This is a genomic window from Neobacillus sp. B24 (genome assembly GCF_055381825.1).
The window spans coordinates 693,285-710,254 of the sequence record NZ_AP035777.1 but is presented as its reverse complement, the minus strand read 5'-3'; the positions used below and the strand labels follow the sequence as shown (position 1 = coordinate 710,254).

General features: G+C 43.5%; 13 protein-coding genes. 3 read left to right on the top strand and 10 right to left on the bottom strand.

What is annotated here, in order from left to right; translation table 11 throughout:
- The first annotated feature begins 248 nt into the window (after positions 1–248).
- From ACZ43M_RS03430 to ACZ43M_RS03420, 3 genes are read left to right on the top strand one after another with little or no spacing between them, the layout of a single operon-like run.
- On the top strand, positions 249–1,847 hold the full coding sequence (locus ACZ43M_RS03430; RefSeq protein ID WP_464506063.1) for a PTS transporter subunit EIIC: 1,599 nt from the start codon (positions 249–251) through the stop codon (positions 1,845–1,847).
- A gap of 54 nt (positions 1,848–1,901) precedes the next feature.
- Positions 1,902–2,585 carry an N-acetylmannosamine-6-phosphate 2-epimerase gene (locus tag ACZ43M_RS03425; RefSeq protein WP_464506062.1) on the top strand — a complete coding sequence of 228 codons (684 nt, stop codon included), beginning with the start codon at positions 1,902–1,904 and terminating at the stop codon, positions 2,583–2,585.
- 30 nt (positions 2,586–2,615) lie between these two features.
- Entirely contained in the window at positions 2,616–3,422 is an 807-nt protein-coding gene (locus tag ACZ43M_RS03420) for a MurR/RpiR family transcriptional regulator (protein ID WP_464506061.1), read from the top strand.
- Positions 3,423–3,547: 125 nt separating this feature from the next.
- Here ACZ43M_RS03420 and ACZ43M_RS03415 read toward each other — a convergent pair whose 3' ends face one another.
- The 10 genes from ACZ43M_RS03415 to pfkB form a co-directional block, all read right to left on the bottom strand.
- Positions 3,548–4,420: a tagatose bisphosphate family class II aldolase gene (locus tag ACZ43M_RS03415; protein WP_464506060.1), complete on the bottom strand. Its 873-nt coding sequence runs from the start codon at positions 4,418–4,420 to the stop codon at positions 3,548–3,550.
- A 71-nt stretch (positions 4,421–4,491) separates the two neighbouring features.
- On the bottom strand, positions 4,492–5,682 hold the full coding sequence (locus ACZ43M_RS03410; RefSeq protein WP_464506059.1) for an MFS transporter: 1,191 nt from the start codon (positions 5,680–5,682) through the stop codon (positions 4,492–4,494).
- 137 nt (positions 5,683–5,819) lie between these two features.
- A complete protein-coding gene (locus ACZ43M_RS03405; protein ID WP_464506058.1) occupies positions 5,820–9,191 on the bottom strand; it encodes a DUF4832 domain-containing protein in 3,372 nt (1,123 codons plus the stop codon).
- An 84-nt stretch (positions 9,192–9,275) separates the two neighbouring features.
- Positions 9,276–10,535, bottom strand: coding sequence for a Gfo/Idh/MocA family protein (locus ACZ43M_RS03400; RefSeq protein ID WP_464506057.1), 1,260 nt, complete (start codon positions 10,533–10,535; stop codon positions 9,276–9,278).
- 40 nt (positions 10,536–10,575) lie between these two features.
- Positions 10,576–11,745, bottom strand: coding sequence for an N-acetylglucosamine-6-phosphate deacetylase (gene nagA / locus ACZ43M_RS03395; RefSeq protein ID WP_464506056.1), 1,170 nt, complete (start codon positions 11,743–11,745; stop codon positions 10,576–10,578).
- Positions 11,742–12,734 (bottom strand): ROK family protein, encoded by a 993-nt coding sequence (locus tag ACZ43M_RS03390; protein ID WP_464506055.1) that lies wholly within the window; start codon positions 12,732–12,734, stop codon positions 11,742–11,744. Before ACZ43M_RS03390 ends, nagA begins: the two co-directional genes overlap by 4 nt.
- A gap of 47 nt (positions 12,735–12,781) precedes the next feature.
- Positions 12,782–13,621 (bottom strand): carbohydrate ABC transporter permease, encoded by an 840-nt coding sequence (locus ACZ43M_RS03385; protein ID WP_464506054.1) that lies wholly within the window; start codon positions 13,619–13,621, stop codon positions 12,782–12,784.
- 14 nt (positions 13,622–13,635) lie between these two features.
- Positions 13,636–14,583 carry a carbohydrate ABC transporter permease gene (locus ACZ43M_RS03380; protein WP_464506053.1) on the bottom strand — a complete coding sequence of 316 codons (948 nt, stop codon included), beginning with the start codon at positions 14,581–14,583 and terminating at the stop codon, positions 13,636–13,638.
- Positions 14,584–14,655: 72 nt separating this feature from the next.
- Positions 14,656–15,933 carry an ABC transporter substrate-binding protein gene (locus ACZ43M_RS03375; RefSeq protein ID WP_464506052.1) on the bottom strand — a complete coding sequence of 426 codons (1,278 nt, stop codon included), beginning with the start codon at positions 15,931–15,933 and terminating at the stop codon, positions 14,656–14,658.
- A 91-nt stretch (positions 15,934–16,024) separates the two neighbouring features.
- Entirely contained in the window at positions 16,025–16,960 is a 936-nt protein-coding gene (pfkB, locus tag ACZ43M_RS03370; protein ID WP_464506051.1) for a 1-phosphofructokinase, read from the bottom strand.
- Between the last annotated feature and the right edge of the window lie 10 nt (positions 16,961–16,970).

Here is a 16,970-nt window from a genome sequence, read left to right as displayed (position 1 = left end):
GGGGACGGTTCTGCTGGCTCCTCAGTACTCGGAAAGCACCATTAGAACCGTCCCCATGGTTCCTTTGGTTCCCGTGGTTCCCCCCGCACTCAAATGAAAGCGGTTAAATTTTTTATTGCATATTATTCTATTGATCTTATATAATATACATGAAAATAGTTTTCATAACATCATAGGTTTTGAAAACTATTTTCATATAGTTGGTACAACTAAAAGCGTTAAAAATCCAAAATAATGGAGGGATCGGAATGTTTGAAAAACTTCAACGTCTAGGGAAGGCTTTTATGATTCCTATTGCTGTTCTGCCAATTGCAGGACTGATGCTGGGAATCGGTGCTGCTTTCACCAACCCTGTCATGGTTGATACCTATGGATTAGGTGGAATCCTCGGTGAAGGCACAATTTTGTACTATATTTTAAGCATTATGTCTGCAATCGGAAATGTCGTTTTTAGTAACTTGCCATTAATTTTCGCAGTTGGTATTGCTTCAGGGTTAGCATTGCAGGAAAAAGGTGCAGCTGGGTTATCAGCCTCGATCGCTTTTCTTGTTATGCATGTTATCATTAGTACTATTTTAGGATTTTTAGGTCATACTCCTGCCACTACTTCGGTCGACTACTTCTTGTCAAAAGGAATGGATGCAGTAGAAGCAACCAGACAAGCAAGTGTCTATGGATATGAACTCGGCATTTTCACCGTTAGGATTGGGGTGCTTGGAGGAATTATCGTTGGTCTGCTGGTAGCCTTTTTGGCAAATAAGTATTATGACAAAAAGCTTCCGGATGCACTATCCTTCTTCTCTGGTGTAAGATATATTCCGATTATTTCAGTGTTATCCATCAGCTTAGTCGGTGCCATTATTCCATTTGTTTGGCCATATGTTCAAATTGGCATTTCGACTTTTTCAGAGTTCTTTGGCAGAACCGGCGCGATTGGAATGTTCTTCTATGGATCTTTAATGCGGCTTCTCAATGTCTTTGGTCTGCATCATGCCATTTATCCATTATTCTGGTATACACCACTGGGCGGTGAAATGGAAGTAGCCGGGAAACTCGTGCAAGGAGGACAAAGTATTTTCTTTGCTCAGCTGGCTGATCCAAGTGTGACAAAATTCTCTGCCGAAGCCACTAAATATTTCACAGGCGGTTACCTGCCAATGATGTTTGGTCTCCCAGCGGCTGCCCTTGCCATGTATAAAACAGCGGATACAAAAAATAAAAAAGTGGTTGGCGGTATCCTATTTTCTGCTGCCCTCACATCATTCTTAACAGGAATTACCGAACCAATCGAATTTACATTCCTTTTTGTAGCACCACTGCTTTATGGAATCCATGCAGTATTAGAGGGAATATCGTATGCTGTATTATATGCTCTCGATGTTTCTGTAGGGGTTACTTTTTCACGAGGGATTATTGACTTTACCTTATTCGGTTTATTACAGGGAAATGCAAAAACGAATTATATTTGGATTCTGATTCTAGGAATTCCAACAGCGATTATCTATTACTATGTCTTTAAAGTTCTGATTTTGAAATTGAATCTTAAAACACCAGGACGTGGTGAGGATTCTGAGAATAAATTATATACAAAGAAAGACGCTCTGTTAAAAGACGTTGATGTTGAAGAAGTAATTGCTGCCTTGGGAGGCAGAGACAACTTAGTTGATGTCGATGCATGTATTACTAGATTAAGGGTGACAGTAAAAGATACCAGTATCGTTGCCGATGATTCAGTTTGGAAAGGAAACTTAAAGGCAAAAGGCGTTTTCAAAATAGGCTCAGGTGTTCAGGTCGTCTATGGAGCACTTGCTGAAATCTTAAAGAATGAGATCAATAAAATTAGATAATTTTTTAAAAGGCCCAATCATCCAAATGAAATTACAGCTAAGCAGGTGGAAAAAATGTTAGAACAAATTAAAAAAGGTCTTGTCGTTTCTTGCCAAGCCTTAGAAAATGAGCCGCTTCACAGCTCATTTATCATGTCAAAAATGGCCCTTGCTGCCAAACAAGGCGGAGCAACAGGCATTCGGGCAAATTCAAAACATGATATTATCGAAATTAAAAAAGAGGTGGACCTTCCTGTTGTCGGAATTGTCAAGCGGGATTATGCAGACAGTGAAGTCTTTATCACCCCTACGAAACGTGAAGTGGATGAACTTATTGAGTCGGGTTGCGAAATGATTGCGATGGACGCAACACTTAGAGAGCGTCCAAATGGAGAATCATTATCTGACCTGGTTTCATACGTAAAGGAGAATCATCCACATATTCAACTTATGGCAGACATCTCCTCTTTAGAAGACGCATTGGAGGCAGAACGTTTGGCGTTTGATTGTGTATCCACTACCCTATATGGTTATACAAACGAGACAAAAGGATGTAAACTATACGAGAATGACTTTGAATTTATTAAAATCATCCTTAATAATGTCTCAATCCCTGTCGTAGCTGAGGGTAATATTATGACTCCTGAAATGGCAAGAGAGGTACTTCGCCTTGGTGCTCATTCAGTCGTCGTAGGTGGAGCGATTACACGGCCACAGCAAATCACGATTCGCTTTGCCGAAGAAATTAAGCGGGATTAAAGGGCAATCATCAGGGGAAAGGAGTAATCAATGGTTACGCTTTTGAAGGAGATTCAATCTAAATATTCTTCCTTCTCAGATAAGGAAAAAGGCATAGCGGATTATTTGCTTTCTTCTCCCACAGAAGCTTCGCAGAGCCATATCAAAGATATCGCTGATAAGACAGATGTATCGATTGCCACGATTACACGATTTTGTAAAAAAGTGTCTTGCCAAAGTTTTGTAGAATTGAAATTAAAGCTTGCAAGAGAAACTCATCATGAAGAAAACGAAGATATCGATTCACAATTAAGAAGTCAGTATGTGGATACCTTCCGCGATATCCAAGGTCTTAACAATCATGAATCCATTGCAAAAGCACTTAAATTGATTACAGAGGCACGGCGGATTTATATTTATGGCTTAGGAAGTTCGGGTCTTGCAGCACAGGAATTAAACTATCGATTGAGTCGAATGGGGTTCCTTTGTGAAGCAGTGACTGACCCGCACTTAATGATCATCAGAAGTACTTTAGTAAAGAAAGGTGATCAGCTTTTAGCTTTTTCTCGGTCGGGGCAAACAAGGGAATTAATCACTTCTGTAACGAAAGCGAAAGAAAATGGTGCTAAGCTTGTTTCGCTGACTGCCTATGGCAATACTCCGCTTACAAAATTATCGGATGAAGTATTGTGGACCATTCATCCTGTTCGTAATGCAAGTTTATCAACTGGTTTAGATTTAAGTACACTATATCTAATTGACTTAATTAGCATGCATTTCTTAAAAGATCCGAAAAGAATCAAAATATATCAAGCCACTATTTCGGCTATTTCGTCGGAAACACATCTTAATTTATGAAAAAAAGGCATCCTTAGGGGTGCCTTTTATCCTTACCAAATATTTTCGGGTCCAGGTCCACCAGCGCGTTAACGAATTAATGCACCGGGGGTCAGGCCCCACTACTTTTCTAACAAATAGCACCGTTATGCTTTTCCGGCACTGCCGCACATGTTGATTTTATCAATCACGATTTGTTTCATTGCTATTTTTCCTGGGGTTAAATATTTTCTTGGGTCGCTTTCATTGGCATGGCTGGCAAAGTAGGCTTTTACAGCATTTGAAAACGGAATTTTTAAATCGGTGGCGATGTTCACTTTACAGATTCCCAGTTCGATCGTTTTTTGAACTGTTTCGACGGGAACGTCGGAAGCGCCATGTAAGACTAACGGAACATCTACTAAATTTTGAATTTCCGCTAAACGCTCGATATCGATTTTCGGTTCGCCTTTATACAGGCCATGGGCTGTGCCGATGGCGACTGCCAGTGAATCAATATTGGTCAACTCGACAAATATTTTAGCCTGATCTGGATTGGTATATTTCGCATCTTTTTCGTCAACCACAAGGTCATCCTCGACACCGCCTAGGCGCCCTAGCTCTGCCTCTACCGTTACATCTAAACTGTGAGCATATTCTACAACCTCTTTTACGATACGGACGTTGTCTTCAAAGGAATGGTGGGAGGCATCGATCATGCAGGATTTAACCCCCATATCAAGATATTTCTTGATTTCATCAAACGTTTCAAAGTGATCCAAATGGACAGCAATCGGGATATCATATTTTCGGGCTGCCGCTTCCGCGATGGCCACGACATACTCTCCCCCGGCGTACTCAATTGTTCCAGGTGTAGCCGCCAGGATGACAGGAGACTTCATTTCGGCTGCTGTTTCAACAACAACTTGGATCGTCTCCAAATTGTGAATATTAAAAGCAGGGACTGCATACTTTTCTCTTTGTGCCTTGGCAAACATTTCCCGCGTATTAACAATTTTCGATTTCGTGATATTAGCCATAAATATCCCCTCCAGGATGTAATGTTAGTAATAGAATGTCAGATTTGTATAAACAAGAATGATAGCAACATTCAGTTTTTTTCAACCAGACCGCTTTCTTCTTGAATACGGTGTTTTTGTTTTTGTTGAAAACGGAATGTGATAAAAAATAATATGGTAGCAACGGAGGCAACCATCCCCATCATCATATACATTTTCTGGCCGCCAAATGACTCAAAAAACCAACCGCCAACAATGTTTCCAAAGATGGATACCACACCGAAGCACATCATCGCCAATAAAGATTGACCGGTACCACGTAAATAATCAGGAACAATCCGAACGACAAATTGTAAAGAAATTAACCAAAAGGCAGCAAACGTAACCCCTTGAGTAATTTGAAATAACGTTAAAATGAGCGGAGATACAATTATCGCCGTGATAAACCAGCGAAACGTATATAAAAGACTTACGATACTAAGCATAAACAACTCATTATGCTTCCCCACATATTTTGTTAAAAAATAAAAAAATGGAACTTCGCTGCCTGCAGAAATCATCGTAGCCAGTCCAATCAGCTTTTCTCCAGCCCCTAGGTCTTTCATGTAGAGGGTAAACATACTATTAAATCCGAATGGAATGGATAAAAAAAAGATTAGCAGCAGGAACCAAGCAAATTCCCTGTTCTTTACGAGTTCTTTAACATCCCGTAATTCAACCGCCTTCGATGATTCATTATGGTCATGAATCGGTTTCAAACTAATGACCATGATGATTAATAACAGCCAAAAATAGAGATATAACCATTGAATGCCAAACCTCTCCAGCAACGGACCGGCCAATATAGCAAACCCGGCAAAACCGACGGATGACCACAGCCTTATGTTCCCATAACTTTCTCCGCTGATGCTTACCGTTTTGATTGCTAAACTATCCGTTAATACACCAATGGGAGACCAGACTAAATAAAATAGTAAAGCAAATAAAATCGCAATTAGAAATACGTTACTGAAAAACAAACCCGCACTAAGCGCTAAACACGCGATAATCAAGATGAGAAGAATTTTTTTTACCGTTTTGTACCGATCACTCATGTAAGCCCAGAATGGCTGGGCCACTACCCCGCAAAATGTGGCTACGCCCAATATCAATCCGACTTTTGCTGGCGAAAACCCTTGATGGGTTAAATAAATCGGCAGGAACGGACCAATCAGTACATTTGCGCCGCCGAAAAAGAAGAAGAAGGTTTTTAACGCCGTTAATTGATTCCTATTTTGTTGCATGCTGGCCTCCACCACGTTACCTAACAATGGTTTTCCTAAACTTTTCTTACCTGCCCTTTAAAGATTGAACAGTCTACTCTATAACATATGATGGAAAGAGAGCAGGGGGATGCACTGTTACCCCTGCCCCTCTTTGGTTATCTGGACACTGTTACAGCATCAAGCTGGGTCCAGCCATCAGGCCTATCCCCTTCAATACCTAACTTAATGCCAGGCTTTCCAGTCGCTGGGTCGAGAATCGCAATCACTAGCTGATAACGTCCCGGTTTCAGCTTCTTGGAAAGAGAGTAATCAACATTCACTTCGTGTCTGCCTGGCAGCCACTCGCGGATATCAACTGAATCCAGCCTATGGATACTTTCAGTGACAATATTGCCTTTATTGTCTTGGAGTGCAACAGCCAAAGGCCAATCGAAGTAAAACGGAGCAACCCCTTTATTGTTCCAAAGGAAAGACAGTTTCAGCCCACCACCGATTTCTCCTTTGTGATCGTGTTGGACCGATTCCAATACGAAGCGGTAGCCCATTGTATTATGCAGTAAATCAATATTCGCTTGTTCGCTCTCCGTAATATCTTTCCCTTTTACGTAAGATGCTGGAGAGGATGGACCAAGCCAGGAAGTGTGGCTGACTCTTGCTTCCCTTAGTGATTCCATGATTGTACTGTCTCCGACCGATAAACGCGTATTTCCACTATGGAATTCGCCACCCGAAAAAGCGTACTTCCAGAAATCAGGCATTTTGGAAGCTGCCTGTGCTTCTTGAGGATCCTGCCCATTATCCACATATGAGCCAATTTCGTTCCAACCGTTTACGGTCCAATCTACCCAAGTATCGGTTGCCCCTTTGCTTCCAAATACATCATTAAATAAACCGAGTTTATTGTCTGCTGCAATCGGGAATGGCTTTCGCATACCGACCATTTTATTGGTAAAGTTCTCGAGGTAATGGCTTACATATTGGTCCGAAACTGACAAGCTTGGAAACTTGCCCGATACTTCTTCCGGCCAATTATGGAATTCGCCCCAATGCCCAAGGCTGCCGATTTGGATAAAGGCAATGCCTGGGTGATTGTTATACCTGTCTGCCAAAGCTTGAACCGCTCTCTCATGTTCCGCAATTAGAGTCGGGCTGCTGTAATTTGGTGCAAACCCTTTCCCGACTACGGATGAAGGAGTATCGTACCATTTACCGGCACCTTCCTGGCCTTCAGCCTTTACTAATTCGTCATACAGCCAATCCGGTATATCCTTCTCCGGACCATTACCTGGATCGTCAAGGACAAAACGAAGATTGATTCTTGTCCCCTCCTGCTGCCATTTCTCAAACTGGAATTTGCTTTCAATCTCTTCCCAGTTGAATTTCCCTTTTTCAGGTTCCAGTTCACGCCATGAAATATTGGCATAAACGAGAGAATGCGGCTGGACAAGCGGCTGCTTAGTATTGGCCCACCCAACCCAGCCCTTATATGGATTGTTCAGCACTTCAAAGTTTTCCTTTGGTTCAAATCCGATAGATTTTTGGGTCTGAATGGTTTGGTTCAATTCCAGAGGTGCTTCCCCTGAAGCAGGCAGGTGATAAGCCTGTTTCCCGACATATCCAAGAGTGATTGGTTCTGCGCTCCGCCTTCCAATCTGGTCTTGATAAAAATAGAACTTCGCATAATCAGCTGTGATTTCAGCATGAACAGGTCCTTGATCTTCCCAATCATTTTTCTGTTGATTAAACAAATACAAATGATTGTATTGGATCATGGCATCAGGGCCAAAATCCGTCCAAAGGGTGGACTTCATCCCTGTTTCCGCATTGGCATCCGTATCCAGATAAAACTGGTTTTGGGTATTAATATTCTTTCCTTCAGCGAGCAGGTAAACCTTTTTCTTGTCCTGAGCGGCCTTCAGTGTGATGGTTTCTCCTTTTCCTTTGATGACTTGGTCAATACTTGCCCAGTCGTCATCTTTTCCGTCAACGGTAATGGAACCGCCTGAAGGACCCGCTGCAAGCGCATATTCCCCTTCGCTGTTTTTAGCAGGTGCGTAATCCCCGCCAACTCCGAGTGCCACACTCATCGTCTCGCCTCCATTGTCATAGGAGGAGAGATCAATTTCGGTTTCTAAGAGCTGTTGTCCTTGCTCAGAAGCATCTTTTACCACCCAAGGAACGGGGCCAATTTCCTCCCAGGACCACCCTGCTCCTGTGCTTCTGTACAATGTTCCATTTTGCACAAGATAGTCCGCTCCGGTACGTTTATACTCCCAGCCTACATAGCCGGTTTCCGGATTACGATCACTGTCAATAAACAGATTGGTTTCTTGGGCAAACGACTGGGCCTGTGCAAGAACTGAGATTTTTCCATTTCTTGCAAATGCCTTTAACGCTGTAACCCTTCCTTCACCAGTGGCAACGATTGGCAGTGCTTCCCATTCATCACCATTCCCGTCCACCACGATTTTTGGCATCGGCGGAACCACTAAAGGTGTGTGCTGATTGGCGGCAGGTACACGAATATCATTCGAGGCTAATCCAAGTGTGATCGGCCGGGCTTTTGATAAATCTAAGTCCGAAAGCGGAACTTTATATTCAATGACCCTTTGATTACCGGTACCATTTTCGGCATATTCGATGGATGCCCCTGCTGCCGGCCCCCAGTTCCAGCCGGCTCCAGTGCTTTTAAACAGCCCGCCATTTTCAATTAACCAATCCCCGCCAAACTCTGGCCAGCCGGCATCGGTATAACCTGTATCGGCACTTCGGTCGGTATCAATAAAAATATCATTAAATTCTGCCATTCTTCCTTGAACTAGAACATACAAATTCGACTCGTCTTCGGCAGCATAAAGCGTCGTTTGGCCATCTGCAGATTTTGCTGCAGGCTCTACTCCTTGCCAGTCATTGACATCTCCGTCAACTGAAATATTGACATCCGGGCCAAACGCTGCTCCGGATGGCGGCGGCACAATCAGCATCAAGCCCCCTGGTGAAGGCAGGTACTGTTTTCCTGGTTGTGCGAAGGCAATTCTTAGGTTCGATGTCTGATTATAAGGAAATTGTGAAAGGTCGACTTCCACCTCATATACAGATCCTTCATAGCCCTCTGAAGCTGAACCTGTTTTGATCCAATTTCCTTCTTGTATCGTCCAAACCTGCCCATCTTCAATCTTGACATCAATTCCCGTGCTGTTTTCCCAATAAGGTATAGACAGACCTGTTTTTTCGTTAGCATCCAGGTCAACGTACCAAGTCCCTTTGGCCTCAAGGTCCGGGCCTTTTACCATGGCATATAATTTACCATTTTGCACAACTGCTTTTAACTCTTCGAGATGCTGCGACGAGGAAACTGCCGCATGCGGCACATTGTCCCACTGGTTCAAATTCCCTTCAAACCGATCGCTCATGGTGCTCTGTAAGTTACCTCCGGAAGCAAAGCTCCCCGGTGTTGTTAAGGAAAAAGCGAGAAGTGCAATGGCACCCACCCGCGTCCCCCTTTTTACATAACGCTTTATTCCCATCTCGAACCTCCATACTTTTAATCTTCTAAACTCAAAAATGCCAGTAAGAAGCTAGAATCAAAGCAGTTAAGAACTTATGAAAAACTAGACTCCAGCCTTGCTTTCATTCAGTTGGGCAATATACTCGTTCATGTCAATGGTTTTCCCTGTTACCCTGGATTCCTCTGCGGCAAACGCAATCAGATGGCTTTTCGCAGAAACCATGGCGGAAGTTGTGCTATTATTATCATTGGATTTTACTTGTTTGATAAAGTCTTCCATAATCAGGGTGTCGGATCCGTCATGTCCGCCCTCAACCACTTCAGGAATTACCTTTTCCACCCGGCCAGTGAAGTATTTAATTTCAATTTCATTTTTCAAACCATCCCCGCGGATTTCGCCTTTGGTTCCCATAATTTTAAAGGTTCGGCTGATTTCATTTGTGAAAGCAGTCATGGTAAAGGCTACGGTTACTTCATTATCAAATTCCAAATTGACCACTTGATGGTCAACAACATCGTTATCACAGCGATAGACGCATCTTCCATAAGGTCCTTCTTGCAGCCCTTTCAGACGCGCTTCATAGGTTGGCTCCAGGGATACGACGTTTGAAGGCCATTCATCTTTCTCGTTTAAATACATTTTAACGGCAGAATAGATGCACTCCCGCTCGACCGGACAAGTTACGCAGCGGTCTGTTGATCCTTCAGGGGCATTTTCCTCTTTGAAATACGTCAGGCTTCCGAATGAAGATACCTTCGTACAATCTGCATTGACCAGCCATTGCAGCATATCCATATCATGGCAGCATTTTTGCAGTATCATTGGGCTGGATTCAGTGGAATTCCGCCAGTTTCCGCGGACAAAACTATGAGCCTGATGCCAGAAACCAACGTTCTCATTCCACTGGATCGAAATAACCCTGCCGATTACCTGATCATCCAATAGTTTCTTTAATGCCCGGAAATAAGTGGAATATCTCATGACATGACAGACAGAAAGCAGGCTGCCGTATTTCTCTGCCTGCTGGGCAATTTCAAGCGACTCTACTGGAACTGGCGACATTGGCTTCTCCAATAAAATCTTATAGCCCTTTTCAATTGCCTTTAATGTAGGCTCGTAGTGCATCCGGTCCTGTGTACAAATGAGTAAAGCCTCACACAGCTTCGGCTGATCCAGCAATTGCTCCCAGCTGGAAAATTGCATTTCTTCTGGTATGTTATGGGCTTTTGCAAATTTCTCACGGCGTTCCGGATTTCCTTCCGCAACCGCAACAAACTGAATCTCTCTTGGATTTTTTAACGCATAGGACGCATAGGAGTACATCCCTCTCGCACCGGCACCAATCAACGCAGCTTTAATCACTTTAAAACACCCTTCCTGTTTTTGGTTTTTTCATCAAACATTATTGCTTTACTGTAGAATAGACTTCTTGCCCCTTCACAAAGACAGATAGAATAGCAAGCTCCGAATCTAGTAATAAAAAGTCAGCATCTTTGCCGGCTTCAATGGAGCCCTTCTGATGATCCATGCCGATTTGACGAGCAGGGACCATCGTAAAACACGGCAAAATCTCTTCAATGGAATAGCCGGTGAATGTCAGGACGTTTTTAAAGGCTTTGATCATTGTTAAAGAACTGCCTGCCAGACTTGATCCATCCTTCAGGAGCACTTGGCCGTTTTTCATGACCACATCCTCGTATTCACCGTCCGGAAGTCCAGCACAACCGACAGCATCTGTAATCGCACATACATTCCAAGGACCTTTTGTGTCAAACAAGTGTTTTACCATAGCAGGATGCACGTGAATCCCATCTGAAATGATTTCTGTCGTCAGCTCAGGCATCACCAAACCGGATCCGGCCACCCCAGGTTCGCGGTGATGTACCGGGCTCATTCCGTTAAAATGATGTGTCGTATGGCTGGCACCCTTCTCTACCGCCACTTTTACTTCAGCAAAAGTGGCATCAGAGTGTCCAATGGAAACGGTAACGCCTTGTTCCTTAAGAAATTGAAGCACTTCCATCCCATTTTGGATTTCAGGTGCAATAGTTGCCAGCTTTAGCCGCCCATTGGCCGCTTGAAGGAAATCCTTTATTTCATCAAGGTCACCAGATCGGATGTCCTCTTTACTTTGCGCTCCGCACCGTTTTAGATTTAGATACGGACCCTCAAGATGGATCCCGACCATTTCTGCCCCCGGGAGCCCCTTGTCCATGGAATCCGCGGCGTTATGTAATGCCGCTGCTATCCTTTCTCTAGACCCGGAAGTGGTTGTGGCCAAAAACGATGTAGTGCCATGCTTGGCATGGAAGGCACTAATCCCTGACAAAGCCTCATATGTACCGTCCATGACGCTGTAGCCGTTTCCGCCATGGATATGCACATCGATAAACCCGGGCAAAACAACTGCCCCTTCAGCGTCCAAAATCCGGTCAAACGCAACAGCACCGACCTCCCCAGTTCCAACCTGGTCAATTTTTCCGACAGAATTGACCACGATCCATCCGTTATCCAAAACAGCATCAGGCGTATAGACTCTTGCGTTTTTTATCAAGGTTTTCAGGTTCGTCATGATAAAGTCCCTTCTTTAACATTTGTCTCGTTTTGATAGTTCTTGAAAGCCAGCTGTGCCGAGCCATAAAGGCCCGCTGAATCTCCTAAACTGCCGACTGTAATAATCGGAGACTGTTCCAGACCAAGTTGTTCATCAAACACTTCTTTAATCGGACCCAACAGCATGTCACCTGCGGCTGCGACTCCTCCGCCTATCACAATGACCTCGGGGTTTAATAACATGGTTACCGTTACCAGCTTTTGAGCCAGCGTCCGTCCCACATATTGAAAAATTCCCACTGCCGTTTGGTCGCCATTTTTGGATGCCTGAAAGACATCCTTTGAGGTAATGTGTCCGTCGATATTTTTCAATAAAGTGTCACTGCCGGCAGCGGCTGCCTCTTTTGCCAGCCTGCTGACTCCGCTCGCAGAAGCAATGGTTTCCAAACAGCCAAGCCTCCCGCAGTTGCATCTTGCCTGCGCGCCCGGAACGATATCATGACCGATTTCGCCTGCGTAAAAGTCACTGCCAATAATGAGGTTCCCTTCGACCATCACTCCTGCTGCCATCCCGGTGCCAAGCGTTACACAGACGACATTTTGATAGCCTTTTGCACTGCCTGCTATCGCTTCACCACGGGTATAATTGCGGACATCATTATCAATGAAAACAGGGACGCCCAGCCTTTTACTCATTTCGGAGGCAAAAGGAACATTGTCATACCCAAGATTGACCGCATTAACTGCAATGCCCTTTCCAGGATTCACTTTCCCGGGTACCCCGAATCCTGCACATAACAATTGACCCGAATAGCCTGCCCTTTTCGCAAGAGCCAGGATTTCATCTCCGAGTTTATCGAAAAACTCAACAGGATTATTCGTTTTTTTCGGAAAGCCGGGTCTTAACGTTGGAATATTTGTCTTCTCTATCAATTGAAAGGAGCTGTCGAAAATGCCGATTACCGTGTTCGTGCCTCCGATATCCACTCCAACTATTGCCTGATCCATACATTCACCCCATTGTGAAAGTCATTTTCTGATCACATTTTCTAAAATCAGCCTTTTGTTCCGCTTAAGGCAATACCTTCAACGAAATATTTCTGAAGGAAGATAAACATTAAAATCATTGGCCAGGAAGCAAGCAGTGATCCCGCCATCAGCACAGGGAAGTTTGTTACGAATTGACCTTGAAGTGAGGCCAATCCGGCTGATAGAGGCATCATATCTGGAGAGTTATTGACAATCAGCGGCCACATCAGATCGTTCCAACACCAAAGGATGGTAAAAATCGCATGTGCGATGAGCCCAGGCTTGGCAAGCGGCAGCATGATCTTCCAATAAATCTGAAAGTGATTACAGCCATCTAATTTTGCAGCATCTTCTAACTCACTTGGCAAGGTCATGAAAAACTGACGTAACAGGAAGGTTCCAAATGCACTAGTAAGGCCAGGGACAATTAAGGCTTGTAACGAGTTCAGCCAATCCAGCTTTACCATAATTAAATACTGTGGAATGATATAAGCCTGGCTTGGCACCATTAAAATCGATAGAAGCAGGATAAATAAGACATTTCTTCCCGGGAATTCAATCCGGGCAAAAGCATAGGCTGCAAGAGAGCAGAAAAGCAGTTGGCCTATTGTTTTAAAAAAGGTGGTAATGATGGTATTCAAATAAAACTTTAAAAAAGGAAGGGTCGCAAATATCTCAGTGAAATTGCTCCACTGAAAGTCCTTCGGGATGATCACCGGGGGGACTTGTGTGGATTCACCAAATGTCTTTAATGAAGTTAACACCATCCACAGGAACGGTGTGATCATGCTTAACGCCCCAACGATTAAGAGAATATGGATAAATAGGTTTTTTTGTCTGCGCATCGCAATCGATTTTGTGGACATATCTGTCTCCCCCCTTATTCGTAATGAACCCATTTTTTCTGCAAACGGAATTGAATGATCGTAAAGATTAAAATAAACACAAAGATAAATAGGGAAATGGCAGCAGCATAACCTTTATCATTTAATAGAAATGCCTGCTTATAAAATAGATAAACGAGTGTTTGTGTATTCTCAATGACCGGACTATTAGGACCGACCATCATATAGACAAGTTCAAATACCTGAAAGGTATTGATTAAAGACATAACGGTCACAAAGAATAATGTCGGTGTTAATAAAGGAAGGGTAATTTTGAAAAACTGGACAATCGGTGAAGCGCCATCCATTTCAGCCGCTTCATAGAAAGTTCTTGGAATACCTTGCAGTCCAGATAAGATAATGACCATGTTGTAACCAATGGCACCCCATATGGAAACACAAACCAAGGAGTAGATCGCGATATCGGGATTGGTCAACCAAGCGACCCCCTTAATCCCAAACAGCCCTAATACATAATTGATCAATCCGTAGTCGGAGTTGTACAGCCACTTCCAAACAATGGAAACAGCAGCAGGCATCGTCACGACTGGAATAAAGTAAAGGGTGCGGTAAACGGTTATACCGCGTATTTTCTGGTTTAATAGAACCGCCACTAGGATGGACAAGGCGATTCCAAGCGGAACGGCCAGACCTGTGAAGATGACGGTGTTTTTTAAAGCACCAATTACCTGGGGATCCTGTATCAGCCGTTTATAATTGACCAGACCGCCCCATGTATAGGTGCCAAACCCGCCCCATTCAGTGAAACTTAAATAAAACGACTGAATGAGGGGCCATATATTGAAAATGAGCGTTCCCAGCATGGTGGGAAGGATCATCGCATAAGCCCAAAAATAATCCGACCTTTTCCTTCTATTGGTGATTCTTTTGGTCTTTTTAGCTCTATTAACCTCTTGTGATAGTTCGACCTGTGATGCCTCCATCGTCTCACCCCTTTAATCTAAAAGATAACAGGAAGAAGCGGTGGATTTCCCCCGGCTCTTCCCATCGATTTATTACTTTTTCTCACTGGCTAGGACTTCATCGACTTTCTTGCCGATTTCTTTCACTGCATCCTCGACACTGATCTCACCGTTATAGGCTTTTGTCAATGCATCAAGTTCGATTTGCTGCCATTTGCGAGTTTCAACAGAGGCAGGGTATGGAACGGCATTTTCAGCAGCATCAATAAACACTTGTAAATTGAAATTAGGATTAGATTTTACCCAAGCGTCTTGAGTTCCTTCATAGGCTGGAAGAACAGTACCTGTTTCCGCCTGGATTTTATTGGCTTCTTCAGAACCTAGGAATTTAGCAAACTCCCAAGCTTCTTTCGGATGCTTTGAATTAGCTGCAATCACGTTTCCAAGTCCGTGGATGACAACTGCCTCTTTTTCGCCTTTTGGCAGCTGGGTAACATCCACTTTATCCTTTGTATACTCATTCTTGGCAAACTCGATTTGGTTCCATGAACCGCCAAACATCATCGCGACTTTACCAGATTCAAAGAGAGAAAGAACTGGTGTATCTGTCATCTGTGCTACGGTTGGAGATACTTTATGGACATTGATCATGTCGGTCAAGAATTTAATGCCCTCTATCGTAGCCTTTTCATTAAAGCCGGACTTACTGCTATCTTCATTTAAGATGTAACCTCCAGCCTGCGGCACTGTATTGTACCAAGCTTGCTGCGAGTCTAATTGAGAGGCAAAACCATAAACGCCTTTAGATGCATTTGTAAGTTTTTTTGCGTTTTCCAATAAGTCATCCCATGTCCAATTTTCATTTGGATATTCTAATCCTGCTTCATCAAACATTACCTTGTTGTACCATAAGCCGATGGTATCGTAGTCCTTTGGAAGCGCATACAACTTGCCGTCAACCGTATATGACTGTACCAAGGCTTCAGGATATTTTGTTGTATCGACATTTGCTTCCTTCACTTGATCTTCAATCGGAATGATGACTTTCCCTTTAGCATACTTTTGGATATTTGCCACGTTCAGCCAGAATAAATCTGGTAAACTCTTACCTGTTGCAGCGGTTTCCAATTTGGTCCAATACTGGTCCCAAGGTGTTACTTCCACTTTAATTTCAACGTTTGGATTTTTTTCAGTAAATTTTTTGGCGATTTCTTTCATCGCTGGTGCCTGGTTGACATCCCAGATGCCATAAGTCAGAGTGACTTTGCCATTAGAGCTTTTTCCATCGCCGCTTGAGGACTCGCTGCCTCCTGAACAAGCTGACAGCAGCAAGAGTAAGGCGACTGCTAGAATTGAAAAATATTTCTTCATTAAATTTCCCACCCTTAGTATAATTTTTTATTTGCACTTCACGTCTTTGACGCAAAGTTTTTCCCTTTTCCTAAATGATGTTCCAAATAGATTACAAGAAAACCTTTTCAATCCTGACTTGCTTCTTCAATTCCTCCAATATTCCGAGATTGATGTTCCCGGCCTTCTGCTCCAAACAGTTGGCGGCAGCGGCTGCTGTTCCCAGAATTAAACAATCAATGATATTCCAATCCTGGTACAATCCCGCCGAAATTCCGGCTACTAAACTATCACCGCTGCCTACAGGATTCACAGCCTCTATTTGAGGAGAAAAAACTTTATATATATTCTCTTTATACCTGACAATCGCTCCCTCTTCCCCCATGGATACGACAACCAGGGGAATAGACAGGATAAGAGGCTGGCTAAGAGCATCCAAAATGTCATATCCGTTGATCTCGTCTTTGCCTAACAGCTTGGACAGCTCCTCACGGTTAGGTTTAATCATAAAGGGTTTGGCGCTGATGACTTCTTCCAACGCTTGTCCACTAGTATCAACAACCGCTTTCGCCCCATTTTCTTGTGTAATTTCTACTAATTGCTTATAGGCATCAGCAGGAATTCCTTTTGCTAAACTCCCTGAAAAAATAATCAGCTTACTACGTTTCGCTATTTCCCTGATTCGTAGTTTCAGTTGCTGCCATTCATGTTCACTGATTTCCGGTCCGCCCTCGAGGAGTTCCGTTTGGGAGCCGGTCTCTTCATCGATAATATTCAGGCAGATCCGGGACTCATCCGCCGTCTCTACGAATTGATGGCTGATTTGCAAAGACTGCAAATCTTCTGAAATTTTTCTGCCGTTGTGCCCCCCTGCAAAACCGGAGGCTGTCACCGGTAACCCCAGCGTTTTTAGTACCTTTGCTACATTGTTTCCTTTGCCTCCTGGTTCGGCAAACATTTGCGAAACCCGATTAACCTGATTTAAGCCAAAACGATGAACGTAATAGGTCTTATCAATGGCTGAATTAAGGGTAACAGTAGTAATCATTTGATCATCC

What these genes read in the sequence shown, in the direction of transcription:
- ACZ43M_RS03430 (WP_464506063.1), top strand. Translation starts at nt 249, where the DNA reads ATGTTTGAAAAACTTCAACGTCTAGGGAAGGCTTTTATGATTCCTATT.
- ACZ43M_RS03425 (WP_464506062.1), top strand. Translation starts at nt 1,902, where the DNA reads ATGTTAGAACAAATTAAAAAAGGTCTTGTCGTTTCTTGCCAAGCCTTA.
- ACZ43M_RS03420 (WP_464506061.1), top strand. Translation starts at nt 2,616, where the DNA reads ATGGTTACGCTTTTGAAGGAGATTCAATCTAAATATTCTTCCTTCTCA.
- ACZ43M_RS03415 (WP_464506060.1), bottom strand. Translation starts at nt 4,420, where the DNA reads ATGGCTAATATCACGAAATCGAAAATTGTTAATACGCGGGAAATGTTT.
- ACZ43M_RS03410 (WP_464506059.1), bottom strand. Translation starts at nt 5,682, where the DNA reads ATGCAACAAAATAGGAATCAATTAACGGCGTTAAAAACCTTCTTCTTC.
- ACZ43M_RS03405 (WP_464506058.1), bottom strand. Translation starts at nt 9,191, where the DNA reads ATGGGAATAAAGCGTTATGTAAAAAGGGGGACGCGGGTGGGTGCCATT.
- nagA (WP_464506056.1), bottom strand. Translation starts at nt 11,745, where the DNA reads ATGACGAACCTGAAAACCTTGATAAAAAACGCAAGAGTCTATACGCCT.
- ACZ43M_RS03390 (WP_464506055.1), bottom strand. Translation starts at nt 12,734, where the DNA reads ATGGATCAGGCAATAGTTGGAGTGGATATCGGAGGCACGAACACGGTA.
- ACZ43M_RS03385 (WP_464506054.1), bottom strand. Translation starts at nt 13,621, where the DNA reads ATGTCCACAAAATCGATTGCGATGCGCAGACAAAAAAACCTATTTATC.
- ACZ43M_RS03380 (WP_464506053.1), bottom strand. Translation starts at nt 14,583, where the DNA reads ATGGAGGCATCACAGGTCGAACTATCACAAGAGGTTAATAGAGCTAAA.
- ACZ43M_RS03375 (WP_464506052.1), bottom strand. Translation starts at nt 15,933, where the DNA reads ATGAAGAAATATTTTTCAATTCTAGCAGTCGCCTTACTCTTGCTGCTG.
- pfkB (WP_464506051.1), bottom strand. Translation starts at nt 16,960, where the DNA reads ATGATTACTACTGTTACCCTTAATTCAGCCATTGATAAGACCTATTAC.